At 69.3% G+C, this 18,775-nt stretch carries 20 protein-coding genes and 1 pseudogene; 9 read left to right on the top strand and 12 right to left on the bottom strand.

The annotated features are described in order from the left end of the window. Positions 1-56 precede the first annotated feature (56 nt). Both TFC3_RS28780 and TFC3_RS28775 read right to left on the bottom strand, forming a co-directional pair. The gene (locus tag TFC3_RS28780) at positions 57-419 is read right to left on the bottom strand and encodes a PH domain-containing protein (RefSeq protein ID WP_067508373.1); all 363 of its coding nucleotides are present in this window, start codon (positions 417-419) and stop codon (positions 57-59) included. Positions 420-429: 10 nt separating this feature from the next. Next, positions 430-744: a 4a-hydroxytetrahydrobiopterin dehydratase gene (locus tag TFC3_RS28775; protein WP_067508371.1), complete on the bottom strand. Its 315-nt coding sequence runs from the start codon at positions 742-744 to the stop codon at positions 430-432. A 181-nt stretch (positions 745-925) separates the two neighbouring features. Between TFC3_RS28775 and TFC3_RS28770 the strand changes: the two genes are divergently transcribed. Next, on the top strand, positions 926-1,363 hold the full coding sequence (locus tag TFC3_RS28770; protein WP_173745411.1) for a (deoxy)nucleoside triphosphate pyrophosphohydrolase: 438 nt from the start codon (positions 926-928) through the stop codon (positions 1,361-1,363). Here TFC3_RS28770 and TFC3_RS28765 read toward each other — a convergent pair. Together TFC3_RS28765 and TFC3_RS28760 are read right to left on the bottom strand one after the other, a co-directional pair. Then, positions 1,337-2,869, bottom strand: a complete 1,533-nt coding sequence (locus tag TFC3_RS28765; protein WP_067508368.1) for a long-chain fatty acid--CoA ligase — start codon at positions 2,867-2,869, stop codon at positions 1,337-1,339. The two genes, TFC3_RS28770 and TFC3_RS28765, sit on opposite strands and share 27 nt — an antisense overlap. After that, entirely contained in the window at positions 2,866-4,038 is a 1,173-nt protein-coding gene (locus tag TFC3_RS28760; RefSeq protein ID WP_067508366.1) for an acyl-CoA dehydrogenase family protein, read from the bottom strand. Before TFC3_RS28760 ends, TFC3_RS28765 begins: the two co-directional genes overlap by 4 nt. Before the next feature lie 54 nt (positions 4,039-4,092). On the opposite strand from TFC3_RS28760, the gene TFC3_RS28755 reads away from it, so the two are divergent. The 7 genes from TFC3_RS28755 to egtD all read left to right on the top strand — a co-directional run bounded on the left by TFC3_RS28755 (position 4,093) and on the right by egtD (position 11,548). Then, entirely contained in the window at positions 4,093-4,722 is a 630-nt protein-coding gene (locus TFC3_RS28755) for a TetR/AcrR family transcriptional regulator (protein WP_067508364.1), read from the top strand. Next, positions 4,719-6,113 carry an aldehyde dehydrogenase family protein gene (locus TFC3_RS28750; RefSeq protein WP_067508363.1) on the top strand — a complete coding sequence of 465 codons (1,395 nt, stop codon included), beginning with the start codon at positions 4,719-4,721 and terminating at the stop codon, positions 6,111-6,113. Before TFC3_RS28755 ends, TFC3_RS28750 begins: the two co-directional genes overlap by 4 nt. Next, the gene (locus tag TFC3_RS28745; RefSeq protein ID WP_067508361.1) at positions 6,110-7,198 is read left to right on the top strand and encodes an alcohol dehydrogenase catalytic domain-containing protein; all 1,089 of its coding nucleotides are present in this window, start codon (positions 6,110-6,112) and stop codon (positions 7,196-7,198) included. Before TFC3_RS28750 ends, TFC3_RS28745 begins: the two co-directional genes overlap by 4 nt. 87 nt (positions 7,199-7,285) lie before the next feature. Next, positions 7,286-8,491: an ergothioneine biosynthesis glutamate--cysteine ligase EgtA gene (egtA, locus tag TFC3_RS28740; protein WP_067508358.1), complete on the top strand. Its 1,206-nt coding sequence runs from the start codon at positions 7,286-7,288 to the stop codon at positions 8,489-8,491. A gap of 45 nt (positions 8,492-8,536) precedes the next feature. After that, positions 8,537-9,841, top strand: coding sequence for an ergothioneine biosynthesis protein EgtB (gene egtB, locus TFC3_RS28735; protein ID WP_067508357.1), 1,305 nt, complete (start codon positions 8,537-8,539; stop codon positions 9,839-9,841). Continuing rightward, positions 9,841-10,581 carry an ergothioneine biosynthesis protein EgtC gene (gene egtC / locus TFC3_RS28730; protein ID WP_067508355.1) on the top strand — a complete coding sequence of 247 codons (741 nt, stop codon included), beginning with the start codon at positions 9,841-9,843 and terminating at the stop codon, positions 10,579-10,581. The genes egtB and egtC overlap by 1 nt, the downstream gene beginning before the upstream one ends. A 4-nt stretch (positions 10,582-10,585) precedes the next feature. Further along, positions 10,586-11,548, top strand: coding sequence for an L-histidine N(alpha)-methyltransferase (egtD, locus tag TFC3_RS28725; protein WP_067508353.1), 963 nt, complete (start codon positions 10,586-10,588; stop codon positions 11,546-11,548). Here the strand turns inward: egtD and TFC3_RS28720 are convergent. The 8 genes and pseudogenes from TFC3_RS28720 to TFC3_RS39685 form a co-directional block, all read right to left on the bottom strand. Then, on the bottom strand, positions 11,541-12,527 hold the full coding sequence (locus TFC3_RS28720; RefSeq protein WP_067508351.1) for a malate dehydrogenase: 987 nt from the start codon (positions 12,525-12,527) through the stop codon (positions 11,541-11,543). The two genes, egtD and TFC3_RS28720, sit on opposite strands and share 8 nt — an antisense overlap. 6 nt (positions 12,528-12,533) lie before the next feature. Then, positions 12,534-13,130, bottom strand: a complete 597-nt coding sequence (locus TFC3_RS28715) for a TetR/AcrR family transcriptional regulator (RefSeq protein ID WP_067508349.1) — start codon at positions 13,128-13,130, stop codon at positions 12,534-12,536. Further along, entirely contained in the window at positions 13,130-14,335 is a 1,206-nt protein-coding gene (locus TFC3_RS28710; protein ID WP_067508347.1) for an acyl-CoA dehydrogenase family protein, read from the bottom strand. The genes TFC3_RS28715 and TFC3_RS28710 overlap by 1 nt, the downstream gene beginning before the upstream one ends. Next, on the bottom strand, positions 14,335-15,312 hold the full coding sequence (locus TFC3_RS28705) for a phosphotransferase family protein (RefSeq protein WP_153040527.1): 978 nt from the start codon (positions 15,310-15,312) through the stop codon (positions 14,335-14,337). Before TFC3_RS28705 ends, TFC3_RS28710 begins: the two co-directional genes overlap by 1 nt. Next, a complete protein-coding gene (locus TFC3_RS28700; protein ID WP_067508344.1) occupies positions 15,309-16,079 on the bottom strand; it encodes an SDR family oxidoreductase in 771 nt (256 codons plus the stop codon). Before TFC3_RS28700 ends, TFC3_RS28705 begins: the two co-directional genes overlap by 4 nt. After that, positions 16,076-16,831 (bottom strand): SDR family oxidoreductase, encoded by a 756-nt coding sequence (locus tag TFC3_RS28695; protein WP_067508341.1) that lies wholly within the window; start codon positions 16,829-16,831, stop codon positions 16,076-16,078. Before TFC3_RS28695 ends, TFC3_RS28700 begins: the two co-directional genes overlap by 4 nt. Positions 16,832-16,912: 81 nt before the next feature. Beyond that, entirely contained in the window at positions 16,913-17,308 is a 396-nt protein-coding gene (locus TFC3_RS39690; protein WP_067508339.1) for a hypothetical protein, read from the bottom strand. A 142-nt stretch (positions 17,309-17,450) separates the two neighbouring features. Further along, positions 17,451-17,861, bottom strand: a pseudogene (locus TFC3_RS39685) (ATP-binding cassette domain-containing protein); the annotation flags it as partial. A 201-nt stretch (positions 17,862-18,062) separates the two neighbouring features. On the opposite strand from TFC3_RS39685, the gene TFC3_RS28680 reads away from it, so the two are divergent. Continuing rightward, on the top strand, positions 18,063-18,775 hold a 713-nt coding region (locus tag TFC3_RS28680), incomplete at its 3' end, for a DUF4328 domain-containing protein (protein ID WP_082772583.1).

The raw sequence follows: 18,775 nt of genomic DNA, 5'->3' as shown, positions 1-18,775 counted from the left end.
ACGCAAGTAACTTTCCCCGAAGCTGTCCAGACTTTTGACTTTTTCGGCAAAAGGGTTCAGGACGCGTAGTGCAGGATCACGTTGTGCACGTGGTGAGTCTTCTCGGAGCCACGGAACTCGACCTCGTACACGTGCGTGCCCACGGTGATGGCGATCGTGCCGGTGGAGAAGTACTGCCCGGCGAAGCTCTTGTTGCTGACCACGCTCACCGCGCTGACCTTCGAGTACGGGATGCTGGTGATCGCGAAGCGCTTCCCGGCGAAGGACTTGTCCTGGATGATCACCCGGCGGTTGGTGAGCCCGATGAAGCCGGTGCCCACGCCGACCGCGTCGTACACCGCGATGATCTGCTCGCCGTCAAGCAGTCCGGAGACGATCTGCTCGTACTGCCCCTTGTTGTCATAAACGGGTGCCGTCATGACCTTGACGTTAGTGGGGGCCCACCACTGTGCGGTACGCGTCCTCGATGCGGGCAGCCAGCGTGACGTCGCCATCGGTGATGGGATCGCCGTCCGGCGTGCCCAGCAGGATCTGGGTGTGTCCGTCCGTCCGGTTGATCCGGGGGCGGACGTGCAGCGTGTCGGCCGCGACTTTGATGCGTTCGGTGAGGTCGGCATGCTGACTGTCGTTGCACGGGAGCACGCGTTTGAGCTGAACGCCTTCTTGCGTCCAGCCACCCAGCACTGCGAGCGCGTCGCTCAAGTAGTCGGAGCGGGTACCCCGTAGATTTCTGCCCCGCCGCATGGGCACCTCCCGGGCGTTGTTTCCGGCTTGTGGCCAAACTGTCGCCGTGTCGTCATGGTCGGTGCCAGCTAGTCTTGTCTTCCTCGTCAACTATGTCCACGCCCACATATCCGTGTTTGCGTGACGATCGGGACGCATCGTTCAACCTGTTCGGTTAACTTTTGTGGCACGCTCTTGGCTCATGCCCCTTGGATTGCACGGCGGGAGCCGGCCACTACCGCGAGTGATCGTCGCCGCGGTCATCGTCACGCACGGACGGGTGCTGGCCTGCGAGCGTTCGGCACCGCCCGAGGTGGCCGGCCGGTGGGAATTCCCGGGCGGCAAGGTGGAGCCGGGGGAGAGCGACGAGCAGGCTCTGGCGCGGGAATGCGCCGAAGAACTGGGGGTACGGGTCCAAGTCGGCGATCGCGTAGGCCCTGACGTACCCCTGGCCCACGGCCGCGCCGTCCTGCGCGTCTTTGCGGTGACGCTGCTGGACGGCGACGTGCCGCGCAACCTTGAGCACACCGACATGCGGTGGCTCAGCGTCGACGAGCTGGACAGCGTGCCCTGGCTGCCCGCCGACAAGCCGATCGTGGCCGAGTTGCCGGCGCTACTGACCGCCGACAGTCCGGCGTAGCTCGCGCTTGAGCACCTTGAAGCTCGGGCCCATCGGCAGCGCCTCCACGAAGCGCACCTGACGTGGGTACTTGTGCTTGCCGAGCCGCTCCTTCGACCACTCGATGAGCTCGTCGCCCTTCATCTCGCCCTCGCTGACGATGACGGCGCAGATCTCCTCGCCGTGCAGTTCGTCCGGTACGCCGATGACCGCTACCTGCACCACGCCCGGGTGCCGGGCCAGCACTTCCTCGATCTCGCGCGGGTAGACGTTGAACCCACCCCGGATGATCAGGTCCTTCTTGCGGTCGACGATCGTGATGAAGCCCCCGGCGTCCTTGGTGCCCAGGTCGCCGGTGCGGAACCAGCCGTCCACCACCGCCTGCGCGGTCTCCTCGGGCCGGTTGAGATAGCCGGAGAACACGTTGTGCCCGCGGATGACGATCTCACCGAGTTCGTCCGGGCCCAGCAGCTCGATGCGCTCGTCCACCTCGGCTCGGGCCACCTCGACCTCGACGCCCCAGACCGCGTGCCCGATCGTGCCGGGGCGGGTGCCAAACGCCGGCTGGTTCGTGGTGGCCGTCGGGGAGGTCTCGCTCAGGCCGTACCCCTCGAAGATCGTGGCATGGAAGGTCTCGGCGAACTTCTCCAGCACGGCTACCGGCAGTGAGGCGCCGCCGGACACGCACAGACGCAGCTCGGGCAGCTTGCTGGCTTTTGCTGCGGCTTCCAGCAGCGCGATGTACATGGTCGGCACGCCGTGGAACACGGTGACGTTCTCGCGCACCATCAGATCGATGGCCGCCTCGCCGGTGAAGCGCGCGAGCAGCACCAGCGTGCCGCCGAAGCGGAACGTCCCGTTCATCCCGACCGTCTGCCCGAAGGTGTGGAACAGCGGCAGGCAGCCCATCACGACGTCGTCGGGGCGCACGTCGTTGCAGTCGAAGACGTTCACCGTCGCGTTCATCACCAGGTTGAGGTGGGTGAGCAGCGCGCCCTTGGGCTGCCCGGTGGTGCCGCTGGTGTAGAAGATGACAGCGGTGTCCTCGGCCTCCCGCGACACGTACGAGCGCAGCGCCGGCACCGACGCAGCCGCATCCTCCAGCCGGGCCGGGGTCGTGCCGCCATCCGGGCGCGGGCCGACGCTGACCAGCCGCACGCCGGCCTTCTCCGCCGCCGCGGCCGCGGTCTGCAGCTGGCTCGAATGAGCCACGAGCACGTCGGTGCCACTGTCGCGCAGGATGTAGGCCATCTCGTCCGCGGTCAGCAGCAGATGCACCGGTACGACCGCAGCACCGGCAGTCAGGGCGGCGTAGTAGACCCGCGGGAAGTCGGTGAGGTTGGGGATGAGCACGGCCACGGTGTCGCCGGGCCCGACGCCGAGCTGGTGCAGCCCGGCGGCATAAGAGCGGGCCTGCTCCCACAGCTCGCGGTAGGTGGTGCGCAGCGATCCGTCGATCACCGCCACCTTGTCCGGGTAGCGCCGGGCGCCCTCAGCAAGCACAGTCGCCAGAGACAGTTGCGTCATGCGAGATGCCCTCCCAGCTTGGTGTAACCCCTCAACAGATCCCGAGAGATGATCAGGCGCTGCATCTCGTCGGTGCCCTCGTAGATGCGCATCAGCCGGACCTGGCGGTACCAGCGCTCGATCGGCAGTTCGCGGGTGTAGCCCATGCCGCCGTGGATCTGCATGACCCGGTCCACCACGTTGTTGACCATGTTCGCGCCGTACAGCTTGGCCATCGACGAGGCGTGCCGCGGGTCCCAGCCCTGATCCACCGTCCAGGCCGCGCGCAGGATGAGCCAGCGGGCCGCCTCCAGTTCCGTCTCGGAGTCCGCGATCATCCACTGGATTGCCTGGTTGTCGCCGATCTTGCGGCCGAAGGTCTCGCGGGTGTTCGCGTATTCGATCGCCATGCTCAGCGAGCGTTCGGCGATGCCCAGCGCCTGCGACGGGATCAGGTAGCGGCCCTTGCCGATCCACTTCATGCCCAGCTCGAAGCCCTGCCCGATCTCGCCGAGGACGTTGCGGGCCGGCACCCGGACGTCCTCGAAGATCAGCGATGCCGGGCCGCCCTCGCCCATGGTCTGGATGAACTCCGAGCGCCAGCCCATCTCCCGGTCGACCAGGAACGCCGTGGTGCCACCGCCGCGCACGCCCTTCTCCCGGTCGGTCACCGCGACCACGATCACGAAGTCGGCGTCGTTGCCGTTGGTGATGAACGTCTTCTCGCCGTTGAGGATCCAGTCGTCGCCGTCCTGGCGGGCGCTGAGCTTGATGTTCGCCGCGTCCGACCCGGCGCCCGGCTCGGTGATCGCGAAGCAGGAGATGCGGTCGCCCTCGACCGTCGGGACCAAATACTCCCGCTTCTGCGCCTCGTTGGCGTAGTACAGGATGTTGTCCGCGTCGCCGCCGAACTTGAACTGGATGAAGGTGCGCCCGATCTCGGTCCAGATCAGCGACTGCAGGATGGCCGGCAGGTCCATGCCGCCGTACTCCTCCGGCGTGGACAGCCCCCAGAAGCCGAACTTCTTCGCCTTGAGCTGCAACTCACGTAGCTCGCTGCGCTCCAGCCCGGGCTGATGGTTGCGCTCGCGGCGCAGGGCTTCCTGCTCGAGCGGCATGACCTCGCGGGTGATGAACTGGCGAGCGGTGTCGCGGACCGCGCGCTCTTCGTCGCTCAATGAAAAGTCCACGTGCTAAAACTAGCGATGTAAGTTTTCCGGAGTAAAGAGTTTCGGGAGTGTCAAGTGGCGCGACCCCGCCAGACGCTGCTCACGCGCGACCGGATCGTTGAGGTCGCGAGTGTGCTGGTGGACGCCGAGGGCCTGGACGCGGTGTCGGTGCGCCGGCTGGCCACCGAACTGGGCGTGGCCGGGCCGTCGCTGTACAACCACTTCGCCACCAAGGGCGACATCCTCGACGCGGTAGCCGACGCGGTGGTGGCCCAGGTCGACGTCTCGTTCTTCGCCACCCGTGACTGGCCGGACGCGCTGCGGTTGTGGGCGCACTCATACCACGCGGTGCTGTCGGCGCACCCGAACATCGTGCCGGTGCTGGCGCACGGACCGGGCCGCCGCCCGGCCGCCCTGGCGATGGCCGACACCGTGTACGGCGGCCTGATCGACGCCGGCTGGCCACCCGCCCGCGCCACCCACATCGGCGCGCTGATGCGCTACCTCGTCACCGGTGCCGCGCTGGGCTCGTTCGCGCTCGGCTTCGACGAGGACCCCGGCGTGTACGCGGAAAGCTACCCCCACCTGCGCAACGCCCACCTGCTCGCCGAGCACCGCCGCAGCGTGGACGAGGGCGCCTTCGCGCTCGGACTGGAAACCGTGATCACCGGCCTGCTGGCCATGAAGGACGGAGTGCTGCGTTGAACCGGGACAGCCTGTACATCGGCGGCCGCTGGGTGTCGTCCACCTCCGGGCACACCATGGCCGTGGAGAACCCCGCCACCGAGGAGATCATCGCGCACGTCCCGGCCGGCACCGGCGAGGACGTGCACCGGGCGGTGAGCGCAGCGCGAGCCGCGTTCGACGGCTGGGCGCGCACGCCGATGGCCGAGCGCGGGGCGCTGCTCGGCAAGCTGCACGAGGCGTTGAGCGCGCGGGCCGCTGACATCGCGAAAACCGTGGGACTCGAACTCGGCACGCCGCTCAAGGTCGCCAAGAACGTCCAGGCAGGACTGCCGCTGGCGGTGTTACGAGGGTACGCGGACCTGGCCGCCGACCCGGTGCCCGAGGAGTCGATCGGCCACTCGCTGATCGTGCACGAACCGGTCGGCGTGGTGGGCGCGATCACGCCGTGGAACTACCCGCTGCACCAGGTGGTCGCCAAGGTGGCCGCCGCGCTGGCCGCCGGGTGCACGGTGGTGCTCAAGCCCAGCGAGCTGACCCCGCTGGTGGCGTACCTGCTGTTCGACGCGGCCGACGAGGCCGGGCTGCCCGACGGGGTGCTCAACCTGGTGACGGGCACCGGGACGGAGGTGGGGGCCGCGATCGCCGGGCACCCGGACGTGGACATGGTGTCGTTCACCGGGTCCACCGCGACCGGCCGGGCCGTCTCGCACGCGGCCGCCGACCGGATCGCCCGGGTGGCGCTGGAGCTGGGCGGCAAGTCGGCGAACATCATCCTCAGCGACGCCGACCTGACCAAGGCGGTGAAAGTGGGAGTGGGAAACGCTTTCCTCAACTCGGGGCAGACCTGCACGGCGTGGACCCGCATGCTCGTGCACCGCGACCTTTACGACTCCGCGGTCGAGCTGGCGGCCGCCACGGCGCAGGGTTATCGCACCGGGGACCCGTTCGACGAGGGGACCCGGCTGGGACCGCTGGTGTCGGCAGGGCAGCGCGATCGGGTGCGGGGGTTCATCGAGCGGGCCGGGGCGCGGATGGTGGCGGGGGCTGCGGACGTACCGGATAAGGGGTATTTCGTGGCGGGCACCGTGTTTGCCGACGTCGACCCGGCCAGCGAGCTCGCGCAGGAGGAGGTGTTCGGGCCGGTGCTGGCGATCATGGCCTTCGACGACGACGAGGACGCCGTGCGGATCGCCAACAACTCGCGGTACGGGCTTGCCGGTGGCGTGTGGGGCGAGCCGGAGCGGGCGCTGGCGGTGGCGCGGCGGTTGCGCACGGGAGCCGTGGACCTCAACGGTGCGGCGTTCAACCCGGTGGCACCGTTCGGCGGTTACAAGCAGTCGGGCGTCGGGCGGGAGCTGGGCTCGTACGGGTTGGCGGAATTCCAGCAGACGAAGGCGATCCAGCGATGACCGCGTACATCAAGGCCCTGGTCGTGCGGCAGCCCGGCGAGCCGCCCGCCGTCGAGGAAGTGCACCTGCCGGAGGTCGGTCCGGGTCAGGTCCGGGTGAAGATCCGCGCGGCCGGGGTCTGCCATTCCGACTTGTCGATGGTGAACGGCACGCTGAGCCCGCCATACCCGTTGATTCTCGGTCACGAAGCCGCCGGGGAGGTGCTCGAAGCCGGCGCCGGTGTCACCCGCGCCGAGGTGGGTACGCACGTGGCGCTCAACTGGTCGCCGCCGTGCCGCCAGTGCTGGTTCTGCCAGCATGACGAGCCGTGGTTGTGCTCGACGGCCAACGTGGCTGCGCTGGAGAACGGCAGCACGCTGGACGGTGCTCCGGTGCACGTCACGCTGGGGCTGGGCGCGTTCGCCGAGCAGGTGGTGGTGCCCGAGCGCGCCCTGATCCCGGTGCCGCCGCAGCTGGCCTGGCAGAGCGCGGCGCTGCTGGGTTGCGCGGTGCTCACCGGTACGGGCGCAGTTCGCAGCACCGCCGGTGTGCAAGCCGGTCAGTCGGTGGTCGTTATCGGACTCGGCGGGGTCGGGCTGTCGGTGGTGGCCGCCGCCCGGGCCGCCGGTGCCGCGCCGGTGATCGCCGTCGACGTGTCGGCGGCCAAGAAGGCGCTGGCCGAGGCCGCGGGCGCCACGGATTTCGTGGTTTCCGGCGATGCCCTGTCCAAGGACGTGCGCCGGCTCACCGAGGGGCGCGGGGCCGACCACGCGTTCGAGTGCGTGGGGCGGGCCATCACGATCCGGGCGGCGTGGCGGGCGACCCGCCGCGGTGGGCAGGTGACCGTCGTGGGCATGGGTGGGGCCGACGACCTGGTGCAGTTGAGCGCGCTGGATATTTTCTCGTCTGCTCGTACGCTGCGGGCCTCGGTCTATGGCTCGTCCGATCCCGACCGTGAGGTGCCGCAGCTCGCCGAGGACGTGCTGAGCGGGGCCTTGCCGCTGGATCACCTGGTCACCGACCGGATCGGTTTGGCCGAGGTGCCGGCCGCGTTCGAGCGCATGGCCCGCGGTGAGGGTGCGCGCTCGGTCGTGACGTTCACCTGAACGATTACTAAGTTTCTCCGGCGCAGGAGATGCGGCACGCCGAAATATGTGTGTAAGGTCGAGTCAATCTCTACCGGGAGGAGGGTAATGGCTACTTCCAGTAGTGCGACAGTGCTGCGCCGGATCGAGGATGCCGCCGAGCACGTCTCGGGCATCTGCTTCAAGACCGGCCCGCCGCAGCGCATCGGCGCCGAACTCGAATGGACCACCCACTACACCGATCGACCTGCCGCCCTGGTGCGGCCCGCCGACCTCGGCCGGGCGCTCGGACCCCACGCCCCTGCCGTGCTCGGCACCACCGATCCCGTGCCGCTGCCGGGCGGTGGCACCGTCACCCTGGAGCCCGGCGGCCAGGTCGAGATCTCCTCGGCCCCGGCGACGTCCCTCGGCTCGCTTCTCGAGACCGTCACCAGCGATCAGGCTCGCCTGGCCGAATTGCTCGCCCGCGCCGGCATCGTCCTCGGCGAGCGCGGCCTCGACCCGCACCGGCCTGCGGTGCGCATCCTCGACACCCCCCGGTATGCGGCGATGCACCTCGCCTTCGAACGCGACGCCACGCCGTCCGGGCACACCATGATGTGCAGCACCGCCGGCTTGCAGGTCTGCCTCGACGCCGGCACCCCCGAGCAGTTACGTGCACGCTGGGAAGCCGTGCACGAGATCGGACCACCACTGCTCGCCGCGTTTGCCACCTCGCGGATGCGCGAAGGCCGCGACACCGGATGGGCCTGCGGGCGGATGGCCGCCTGGTACGGCATCAACTCCCGGCGCAGCGGACCGGTCCCGCGCACCGCCGACCCGGTCGCCGACTGGGTGCAGTACGTGCTGGCCGCGCCGCTGATGTGCGTCCGCAGCCGCCGCGACACCTGGCACGTACCCGACGGCATCACGTTCGCCGATTGGGTTCGGGGTGCGCTGCGGAGACCGCCCACCGTGGATGATCTCGAGTACCACATCAGCACGCTGTTCCCGCCCGTACGACCCCGCGGCTACCTCGAGATCCGCTACCTGGACGCGCAACCGGGCACCGCATGGATCGCCCCGGCCGCCATCATCGCGACGCTGATGTCCGATGACACGCTGCTCGACGCCACCCGCGAGCTCGCCGCACCCGCAAGCGGCCGATGGGTGCCCGCGGCCCGGGACGGCCTGGCCGACCCGGCAACCGGGCGAGCCGCCGCAGATCTGATCGACCTTGCCTGCCGCCATCTCGACCGCACCGGGCTCTCGCAGCCGTGGCGCGATCAGGTTGCCGACATCGCCGGTCGGCGCCTGCGGGCCTCCGTTTCCTGACATTTTCCCGGTGGCTTCCGCCTGCCCTGGAAGGACTCCCTTTCCATGTCTCAGGACGTGCGACTGACTGTCGCTGCCCAACTCGAACGCGCCCGTGCGCGCACCAAGCTGCTCACCGACGCGGTGGACGACGCCGATCTGGTCCGCCAGCACTCGCCGATCATGTCGCCGCTGGTGTGGGACCTGGCCCACGTCGGCAACCAGGAGGAACTCTGGCTGGTCCGCGATGTCGGCGGCCGCGACCCGGTGCGCCACGACATTGACGAGCTCTACGACGCCTTCAAGCACCCACGCCGCGATCGTCCGGCTCTGCCGCTGCTCAACCCCGGTGAAGCGCGGGCCTATGTGGGCCAGGTGCGCGACAAGGTGCTGGACGTACTCGACCATGTGCGCCTCGATGAGCGGCGGCTGGTCTCCAACGGCTTCGCGTTCGGCATGATCGTCCAGCACGAGCAGCAGCACGACGAAACCATGCTCGCCACCCACCAGTTGCGGCTGGGCGCGCCCGTGCTGTCGGCCGATCCACCCCCGCCGGCCCCGGTCGCGGTATCGGGCGAGGTTCTGGTGCCCGCAGGACCTTTCACGATGGGTACGGACATAGAACCGTGGGCGTTGGACAACGAACGCCCGGCCCACCCCGTTGCCGTGGCGGCCTACTTCATCGACGCCGCCCCGGTCACCAACGCCCAGTACGCCGGCTTCGTCGCGGCCGGCGGCTACGACGATCCGCGCTGGTGGAGTGCACGTGGCTGGGCCCATCGGCAGGAGGCGGGACTGACCGCGCCGATGCACTGGCAGCGCGAGGGGGACGAGTGGGCGTACACGCGGTTCGGGCGGACCTCCCGCCTGGTTGCCGATGAGCCGGTCGTGCACGTGTGCTTCTTCGAGGCCGAGGCCTATGCGGCCTGGGCCGGGCGCCGGCTGCCCACCGAGGCCGAATGGGAGAAGGCCGCCCGGTTCGACCCGGCGACCGGTCGTTCGCGGCGGTTCCCGTGGGGCGACGAGGAGCCGGCTGCCCGGCACGCCAACCTGGGTCAGCGGCACCTGGCTCCCGCGCCGGCCGGGGCCTACCCCGAGGGCGCCTCGCCGCTCGGGGTGCACCAGCTGATCGGGGACGTGTGGGAGTGGGTGGACTCGGGTTTCGAGCCGTACCCCGGCTTCCAGATGTTCCCCTACGCCGAGTACTCCCAGGTCTTCTTCGGCGGCGACTACAAGGTGCTGCGGGGTGGGTCGTTCGGCACTGACGCCGCGGCTTGCCGGGGCACGTTCCGCAACTGGGACCACCCGATCCGCCGGCAGATCTTCAGCGGCTTCCGCACCGCCCGCGACGCCGGCCCGGACGCGAGCTGATGTGCCGTCACCTGGCCTACCTCGGTGCGCCGATCGCCCTGTCCGCGCTGCTGTTCGACGCGCCGCACGCCTTGGTCAAGCAGTCCTGGGCGCCCAACGACATGCGCGGCGGCGGCACGATAAACGCCGATGGCTTCGGCGCCGCCTGGTTCCCGGCCCAAGACGGCCCGCCCGTGCGGTATCGCAGCGCTATGCCGATGTGGTCGGATGCCGCGTTGCCGGGGTTGGCCGGAGTCACCCTGAGCGGCGCGGTCCTGGCGGCGGTGCGTTCGGCGACCGTCGGCATGCCGGTGGTGGAGACCGCGGCCGCGCCGTTCCAGGAAGGTCGCTGGCTGTTCAGCCACAACGGCGTGGTCCGCGGCTGGCCGGACAGCGTCGCCAAGCTGGCCGGCCGCCTGCCCACCACCGACCTGCTCACCCTCGACGCCCCCACCGACAGCGCCCTGCTCTGGGCCCTGATCCGCGACCGTCTGCGGGCCGGCGACGAACCAGCCGAAGCTCTCCGAGCCGTGGTCACCGAGGTCGACACGGCCGCCCCCGGCTCCCGGCTCAACCTGCTGCTGACCGACGGCGACCGGATCGCCGCCACCACGCTCGGCCACGCGCTGTCCGTCAAGAAAAACGCTACTTCCGTGCTGGTCAGCTCCGAACCACTCGATGACGACCCGGCCTGGCAGGCCGTACCGGATCGAAGCCTGCTGATCGCGACACCGACCGACGTGACCCTGGGAGGGCTCTAAAACCATGCTCGAGGTTCATCTCGACGAGCACGACATCGACCAGCAGCTACGCGCCGACGTCCGGCAGGGCCTGACCGCCACCCCGAAGTGGCTGCCGCCGAAGTGGTTCTACGACGCCCGGGGCAGCGAGCTGTTCGAGGAGATCACCCGGCTGCCCGAGTACTACCCGACCCGCGCCGAACGGGCGATCCTGGCCGAGCGGGCGGCCGGAATCGCGCGCATCACCGAGGCGAAAACGCTGGTCGAGCTGGGTTCCGGGTCCTCGGAGAAGACCCGGCTGCTGCTGGACGCGTTCGTCAGCAGGGGCACGCTGGGCGCGTTCGTCCCGCTTGATGTTTCCGGTACGGCCCTCAGCGCGGCCGTCGACGGGCTCACCAGCGACTACCCGGGGCTGAGCGTGCGCGGGGTCGTCGGGGACATGACCCGCCACCTGCGCCACCTGCCCGAGGGGGACAACCGGGTCGTCGCGTTCCTGGGCGGGACCATCGGCAACCTCATCCCGAGCGAGCGGGCGGCGTTCCTCACCGATCTGCGCGCGGTGCTCGGGGCAGGCGAGTGGCTACTGCTCGGCACCGACCTGGTCAAGGACCCGGCGATCGTGGTGCCCGCGTACGACGACGCGGCCGGGGTGACCGCCGAGTTCAACCGCAACGTGTTGCACGTGGTCAACGCCCGGCTCGGGGCCGACTTCGACGTGGATGCCTTCGAGCATGTGGCGTTGTGGGACCCGCAGCAGGAGTGGATCGAGATGCGGTTGCGGGCTCGGGGCGCTCAGAACGTACGGATAACGGATCTGGATCTGGCCGTTGAATTTGCCGATGGTGAGCAGTTGCGCACCGAGATCTCGGCCAAGTTCCGCCGGCCCGGCCTCGAAGATGAGCTGGCCCGGGCCGGGTTTGCCCTGCGGGAATGGTGGACCGACCCGCAGGGCATGTTCGGCGTTTCGCTGAGCCAGGCGACTACTTGATCAGGCCCAGCTTCTGCACGGCGGCCTTCTCCTCGCCCAGCTCGGCGACCGACTTGTCGATGCGCTCGCGGGAGAAGTCGTCGATCTCCAGGCCCTGCACGATCTCGTAGCGACCGCCGCGCGAGACCACCGGGAACGAGCTGATCAGGCCCTCGGGCACGCCGTAGGAGCCGTCCGACGCAATGGCGGCCGACGTCCAGTCACCCTCCGGCGTGCCCAGCACCCAGTCGTGCACGTGGTCGATGGCGGCCGACGCGGCCGACGCGGCCGAGGAAGCACCGCGGACCTCGATGATCTCGGCGCCACGCTTGGCCACCCGGGGGATGAACTCGTCGGCCAGCCAGGACTGCTCGACCAGCTCGGCGACCGCGCGGCCACCGGCCTCGGCGTGGGTGACGTCGGGATACTGGGTGGCCGAGTGGTTGCCCCAGATGGCGAGCTTCTTGAGCTCGGCGACCGGGGTGCCGAGCTTGCGGGCGAGCTGGGCGACCGCGCGGTTGTGGTCCAGGCGGGTCATCGCGGTGAAACGCTCGGCCGGCACATCCGGGGCGTTGCTCTGCGCGATCAGCGCGTTGGTGTTGGCCGGGTTGCCGACGACCAGCACCCGGATGTCGTCGGCAGCACCGGCGTTGATGGCCGCGCCCTGGGGGCCGAAGATGCCGCCGTTGGCCTCCAGCAGGTCGCCGCGCTCCATGCCTTTGGTGCGGGGGCGGGCGCCGACCAGCAGGGCCACGTTGGTGCCCTCGAACGCGTGTTTCGGATCGTCGAACACGTCCACGCCGGCCAGCAGCGGGAACGCGCCGTCCTCAAGCTCCAGCGCGGTGCCTTCGGCGGCGCGGACGGCGGCCGGGATCTCCAGCAGCCGGAGCCGGACCGGAGCGTCGCCGAGCAGCTGGCCGGACGCGATGCGGAACAGCAGCGCGTAGCCGATCTGACCGGCGGCGCCCGTCACGGTGACGGTGACCGGGGATGTCGTCATGTGCAATCACTCCTGGTGTAGCAGTGCGGTGATGGTGCGCGCCAGGGCGGCGCGGGCGGCTTCGGGGTCGAGGCCCATCGCGTCGCGCAGCGTGCCCCACGACGGCCACATGCTGGCCGCCGTCAGGGCGTCGAGCAGTGCCTGGTCGGCACCGATCGCGTCGGCGAACAGCGTCTGCAGCTCGTCACGGACCCGCTGGACGTGACTGCGACGGTACGCCTGCAGCGCGGGCGAGAACGGCTCCTTGAGCGAGGACGCCTTCGCCGCGGGCGCGATTTGCTCCAGCAGCCGGGCTCGTTGCCGGCAGTACGCGTCGATGCGCCGCTCCAACGGCAGGCCGGCCGGGACCGGGGTGAACGCCGCGTCGCGCTGGTCGAGGATGAGCTGGCCACTTGCGGTGAACAGCGCCTCCATGTCGGCGAAGTGGCTCCACAACGCTCGCAGCGACACACCGGCCTGCTTGGCGATGCGGTCGGCGGTGGGACGAAGATCACCGGCGCGGATCAGGGACACATGTGCTTCGACGATCGCCGCCCGGGTCCGCTCGGAGCGGGCCGTGCGTCCGTCGATGCGCTGCGTGGGCCGTGGTGACGCGGCCGGCATCAGGTCCTCCGATAGCGGTTGAGTTCACGGCGGGCGAGCGATCTCTTGTGGACCTCGTCGGGACCATCCGCCAAACGCAGTGTGCGCGTTGCCGCCCAGAGCCGTGCCAGCGGGGTGTCCTGCCCGACGCCAGCCGCACCGTACGTCTGAATCGCCTTGTCGATGATCCACTCGACGGTGGCCGGCACGATGATTTTGATGCTCTGGATCTCGGTGTGCGCGCCCTTGTTGCCCACGGTGTCCATCAGCCAGGCCGCCTTGAGCACCAGCAGCCGGGCCTGCTCGATGCGCACCCGGGAGTCGGCGATCCACTCCTGCACCACGCCCTGCTCGGCGAGCGGCTTGCCGAACGGTGTGCGGCTCAGCGCCCGCGTGCACATCAGCTCCAGCGCGCGTTCGGCCATGCCGATCAGCCGCATGCAGTGGTGAATGCGACCGGGTCCCAGGCGGGCCTGGCTGATGGCGAAGCCCGAGCCCTCCTCGCCGATCAGGTTGGCGGCCGGTACACGCACGTCGTCGAGAACCACCTCGGCGTGCCCGCCGTGGTCGCCGTCGTCGTAGCCGAACACCGTCATGCCGCGCTCAACCCGCAGGCCCGGAGCGTCGCGGGGCACCAGGATCATGCTCTGCTGCACGTGCCGCGCCGCGTCCGGGTCCGTTTTGCCCATCACGATGAAGATGCGGCAGTTCGGGTTCATCGCGCCGGAGATGTAGAACTTGCGCCCGGTGATCACGTAGTCGTCGCCGTCGCGCACGATGCGCGTGCCGATGTTCGTGGCGTCCGACGAGGCGACCTGCGGCTCCGTCATGGCGAAGGCCGAGCGGATCGCGCCGTCCAGCAACGGGCGCAGCCACTGATCCTTTTGCGCCGCGGTGCCGAACTCGGCGAGCACCTCCATGTTGCCGGTGTCCGGGGCGGCGCAGTTGAGCGCGGCCGGGGCGATGACCGGGCTGCGACCGGTGAGCTCGGCCAGCGGCGCGTACTGCAGGTTGCTCAGCCCGGCGCCGTGCTCGCCGGGCAGGAACAGGTTCCACAGCCCGGCCAGCTTGGCCTGGGCCTGCAGCCGGGTCAGCACCGGCGGTGGCGCCCAGCTGCCGTCGTAGTCCGCGTCGAAGCTCGCCTCAGCGGGATGGACGTGCTCGTCCATGAAGGCGAGCAGCCGCTTGCGGTAGTCCTCGGTCTTGGCGTCGTACTCGAAGTCCATCAGTCGTCCCCCAGCGATGAGTGTCCCTCGGCCACGAGTACCGGCACCATCGCGCCCACCGTGTCGAACCCGGCGCCGACGGTCTGCCCCTGCACGAAACGGTAGTGCACGCCTTCGAGGATGACGGCGAGCTTGAAAGCTGCGAAAGCCACGTACCAGTGCAGGTCCGAGACGTCGCGGCCGGAGCGGCGGGCGTAGTGCCCGGCCAGCTCGGCCGCGCTTGGATGACCGGGCACCGACAGCGGGGTGCGCCCGCCCAGCAGCGGGCGGTTGGCGTAGACGAGCATCAGCGCCACGTCGCTCAGCGGGTCGCCCAGCGTGGACATCTCCCAGTCGAGCACGGCGTTGACCTGCCTGGCCTCGCCGATCAGCACGTTGTCGAGGCGGAAGTCGCCGTGCACCACAGTGCCCGGTCCGCCCGCCGGGATGTCCGCGGCTAGCCGGGCGTGCAGCTCCTCGATGCCGGGCACCTCGCGGCTGCGGGAGGCGTCGAGCTGCTTCTTCCAGCGCCGCACCTGGCGTTCGTTGAAGCCCTCCGGCCGCCCGAAATCGGCCAGCCCGATGGCTTTGGGATCCAGCGAGTGCAGCTCTGCCAGGGTGTCCACGAGCGCCAGGCTCAGACCCCGCACAGCCTCAGGACCGAGATCATCCAGTACGTCCGCATCCCGGTAGATGGTCCCGTCGACGTGCTCCATCAAGTAGAACGGCGCACCGATCACGTCCGGGTCCTCGCACAGCCGCACCGGGCGGGGAACGGGGAACCCGGCTGCGGACAGCGCGGACAGCACTGTGTGTTCGCGGGTCATGTCGTGCGCGGTGGGCAGCACGTGCCCGAGCGGTGGCCGGCGCAGCACCCAGCGCTCGGTGCCGTCGGTGACCGCGTACGTCAGGTTCGACCGCCCACCGGCGAACATGGTCCCGCTCAGCTCGCCGGTGCCCAGGTAATCGCGGAGCCGGTTGAGGTCCAGGCCCTTCACGGGGCCGCCTCGAAGCCGCGCTGAACCTTGTTCAGGCCACCCAGCCAGCGATCAGTTTCGGTCGCGCGACGCTCGTAGTACGCGGCCACCTCGGGGTGCGGAAGGATCAGGAAGCTGTCGGCGCGCACCGCCTCGGCCACTACCTCGGCGACCTCGGCCGGTTCCAGGGCACCCGCGGCGAGCAGGGCCTTGCTGGCGCTGTCGCCTTCCCCGTGCATCATCGCGGTGTTGACACCTTGCGGGCACAGCGCCTGCACGGTGATGCCGCGGTGCGCGTACGTGGCCCGTACCCATTCGGCGAAACCGAGCGCGGCGTGCTTGGTGACCGAGTACGGCGCACTGCCCAGCAGCGTGAGCAGCCCAGCGGCGGACACCGTGAACACGATGCGGCCGCCGCCGTTGTCGTCCAGCCAGCGGGGGAGAAGCGCGCGGGTGGCGTACACGTGGGACATGACGTTGATCTGCCAGGCCCTGTCCCAGGCGGCATCGGGCGCGTCCGGGCCGCCCGCGGTCAGCACGCCGGCGTTGGCGCAGAAGAGGTCGCAGCCGCCCAGCTCACGCCACGCCGTTTCGATGACGCGCTGCACGTCCGGCTCGTTCGCGGCATCCCCGGGCACCGCGATGCCGCCGATTTCCTGCGCCACGCTCTGCGCCGCCACCGCGTCGAGATCGTTGACGACCACCCGTGCGCCCTCCGTGGCGAACCGGCGGGCCAGGGCGGCCCCGATGCCACTGCCGGCACCGGTCACGACGACCCGCTGGCTCATGCCATCGATCCCGTCAGCGTGACGCCACCGTCGATGACGATGGTCTGCCCGGTGATCCAGGCGGCATCCGGGCTGCTCAGGAACGCAACCGCGCCGGCCACGTCCTCCGGCACGCCCAGGCGCCCGAGCGGATAACCGGCCGCGACTTCTTCCTCGCGGCCCTCGTACAGCGCGGTCGCGAAGCGGGTCTTGACCACCGCCGGGGCCACCGCGTTCACCCGGATCTTTGGCGCGAGCTCGACTGCCAGTTCCTCGGTGAGGTGGATCAGCGCGGCCTTGGTGACGCCATAGAACGCGATGCCGGGTGCGGGACGCAGGCCGGAGATCGAGGAGATGGTCACGATCGAGCCGCCGGACTCCTGCAGCCCGCCGCGCAGCGCTTCCTGCACCCAGCCGAGCGTGCCGAGCACGTTGACGTCGACCATCTTGCGCGCGGCGCCCAGGTCGAGGCTGCTCAGCGGCCCGTAAGCGGGGTTGATGCCGATGTTGTTGACCAGCACGGACACCGGCCCGAAGGCGCCGAGCACCTCGTCGATGACGGCGGCCCGGTGGTCGGCGTCGTCGCCCTTGCCGGCGATCCCGAGGGCCACGTCGCTGCCGCCGAGATCCTTGACGGCGGTCTCCAGTGCCTCGGCGTTGCGCCCGGTGATGGCTACCTTGGCGCCCTCGGCGACGAGCCGCTGGGCGATCGCGAACCCGATTCCCCGGCTGGCGCCCGTCACAATCGCGACAGCACCCGACGATTTGGTCATCCCCTGCAACCTCCGTTACTTGGCGGTAACCGTCCCGCCGCCAACCCTGCCTGGGGAAGCGGCGGGTTGCAACCGTTTCGATCACGATGCGGCCGGTATGCCATTCGCCGGCGGGGCCGCGGGGGCAGCGGTGTACTCGTTTACCGGCCCGTTCCCGGAGTCGGTTTCGAAGGCGGTGCCGAAATACGCCTGCTTACCGGATTGCACGCGGGTGAGCTGCTCTCCGCCGTACCCGGAATGGTCGGTGGCCGAGAAGCGCAGCGGAACCAAACCGGGACCCTGGAACCCACCCTTCTGCACAGCGGAAATGAGCGCGTTCCGGGTGAGATCCTTGCCTGCGGCCTGCAGGCTCTGCACGAACAGGTACGCCACCGACATGCCATAAACGGTGTTGTTGTCGAACTCCGCGCCCGCGTTGTACTGCGTGTTCACCTTCTTGAACAACTGGATCCACGGGTTGCTGTCGTCGGTGCTCATGATGCTCGACGAGGAGGACGGAGCAGTCGAGGCTCTCGATCAGCTCGCCCAATTCCTCGATCTCCTGCGCCCCCAGCCCACCCGCCGGTTCGTCGAGCAAGAGAAGGTTCGGTTCGGATACCAAAGCGCGGGCAAGGGCGACGCGCTTTCTGATCGCGTACGGCAAGCTTGTCGGTTTGTCATTCCGGTACGCGTGAGCGCCGCAGCGTTCGAGGGCTGCCTCGGCCTTGCTGGCTGCCGGGTTGGCCACCATGACGTTCTCCAGCACGGTCAAGGTGGGAAAGAGGCCCACTGCTTGCAAGGTCCGGGAGATGCCGGCCTTCTTGAGTCGATGCGGCCGCGGCTTGAACGGCTGGCCGTCAAACTGCATCAGCCCGGCTGATGGCTTCACGAACCCGCAAATGACGTTGAACAGCGTGGTTTTCCCGGCGCCATCAGGTCCGATGACGCCCACAATCCGCCCCGGCGCAACCGAAAGCGAGACGCCGTCCAGGGCCACGAGTCCCCCGAACCGCACGCCAACATCGCGAAGTACCAACCCACCAGAGGTCATCAACGTCCTCAATGGAGATCAATATTTACCCCAGGAGTGGAATTTCTCGTCCCGCCAAGTCAATGCCCCGCCGGCTGCATCCGCCGGGCCGGTTGTGCCGGCGGGTCGCTTTTCCCGTCCCGCTGCCTTCATCGGGGCTGTGCTCAGGCTGGGAGACCCGTTATTCTTCGGCGCCGCTTGCTTATCTCACGGGGACCGAGCATGACTGAATACGCGCCATACACCTATCCACAGCCGTCTCGGGGCTATGCGCCGCCCTCGCAAGCCAAGTCCCTGCAAGGCCGGGCCATCGTGGCCATCACCGGCCTGGGCTCGGGGATCTTGTTGACCATCGCCGGCTGGGCGCTGTCGATGTGGGCCGCGTCCCAGTCGAGCGTGTCCTACCGAAGCGATGACCTGATAGCTGTTGCCGCGCTGGGCGCCTTTGGCAGCATGTTCCTCACGCTGTTGCTGGCCGGCATAACGTTCATCATCTGGCTGCACCAAGCTGCCAAGAACGTGGAAGGCTTCGGCGGCGGCCTGCGCTGGACTCCCGGCTGGGCCATCGGCGCCTGGTTCGTACCCATCGGCAATCTCATCATCCCGCTGCGCATGCTCAACGAAATCGACCGCACCAGCGAGTCGTACGTCCAGGACTCCTCCCGCGTGAAGGGAAGTCGCGCGGTCTACATCCTGTGGGCAATCCTGTGGACGGCGTACCTGCTCATCGGTAGGAATCTGACCGCTTTCAATGACTTCGACACCGAACCCGAGCTAGCCGCAGCCCTGTCCGGCCTGGGCAGCCTGATGAGCGTGGCCGCAGCCGCCTGCGCCATCCTCATGATCCGCCGCATCACCGCCAACCAGGAAACAATCCTCACCCAAGCCACCGATCCCTACGCCGGCTTCCCCACCACACCCGCCGGGTACCCGCC

The organism is Actinoplanes sp. TFC3, from assembly GCF_001553785.1.
Lineage (GTDB): Bacteria > Actinomycetota > Actinomycetes > Mycobacteriales > Micromonosporaceae > Actinoplanes.
Note: the sequence above shows the minus strand (reverse complement) of the source record. Positions and strands in the feature narration are given on the sequence as shown.

Coding starts and splice junctions, on each gene's coding strand:
- TFC3_RS28780 (WP_067508373.1), bottom strand. CDS start 419: ATGACGGCACCCGTTTATGACAACAAGGGGCAGTACGAGCAGATCGTC.
- TFC3_RS28775 (WP_067508371.1), bottom strand. CDS start 744: ATGCGGCGGGGCAGAAATCTACGGGGTACCCGCTCCGACTACTTGAGC.
- TFC3_RS28770 (WP_173745411.1), top strand. CDS start 926: ATGCCCCTTGGATTGCACGGCGGGAGCCGGCCACTACCGCGAGTGATC.
- TFC3_RS28765 (WP_067508368.1), bottom strand. CDS start 2,869: ATGACGCAACTGTCTCTGGCGACTGTGCTTGCTGAGGGCGCCCGGCGC.
- TFC3_RS28745 (WP_067508361.1), top strand. CDS start 6,110: ATGACCGCGTACATCAAGGCCCTGGTCGTGCGGCAGCCCGGCGAGCCG.
- egtA (WP_067508358.1), top strand. CDS start 7,286: ATGGCTACTTCCAGTAGTGCGACAGTGCTGCGCCGGATCGAGGATGCC.
- egtB (WP_067508357.1), top strand. CDS start 8,537: ATGTCTCAGGACGTGCGACTGACTGTCGCTGCCCAACTCGAACGCGCC.
- egtC (WP_067508355.1), top strand. CDS start 9,841: ATGTGCCGTCACCTGGCCTACCTCGGTGCGCCGATCGCCCTGTCCGCG.
- egtD (WP_067508353.1), top strand. CDS start 10,586: ATGCTCGAGGTTCATCTCGACGAGCACGACATCGACCAGCAGCTACGC.
- TFC3_RS28720 (WP_067508351.1), bottom strand. CDS start 12,527: ATGACGACATCCCCGGTCACCGTCACCGTGACGGGCGCCGCCGGTCAG.
- TFC3_RS28715 (WP_067508349.1), bottom strand. CDS start 13,130: ATGCCGGCCGCGTCACCACGGCCCACGCAGCGCATCGACGGACGCACG.
- TFC3_RS28710 (WP_067508347.1), bottom strand. CDS start 14,335: ATGGACTTCGAGTACGACGCCAAGACCGAGGACTACCGCAAGCGGCTG.
- TFC3_RS28700 (WP_067508344.1), bottom strand. CDS start 16,079: ATGAGCCAGCGGGTCGTCGTGACCGGTGCCGGCAGTGGCATCGGGGCC.
- TFC3_RS28695 (WP_067508341.1), bottom strand. CDS start 16,831: ATGACCAAATCGTCGGGTGCTGTCGCGATTGTGACGGGCGCCAGCCGG.
- TFC3_RS39690 (WP_067508339.1), bottom strand. CDS start 17,308: ATGAGCACCGACGACAGCAACCCGTGGATCCAGTTGTTCAAGAAGGTG.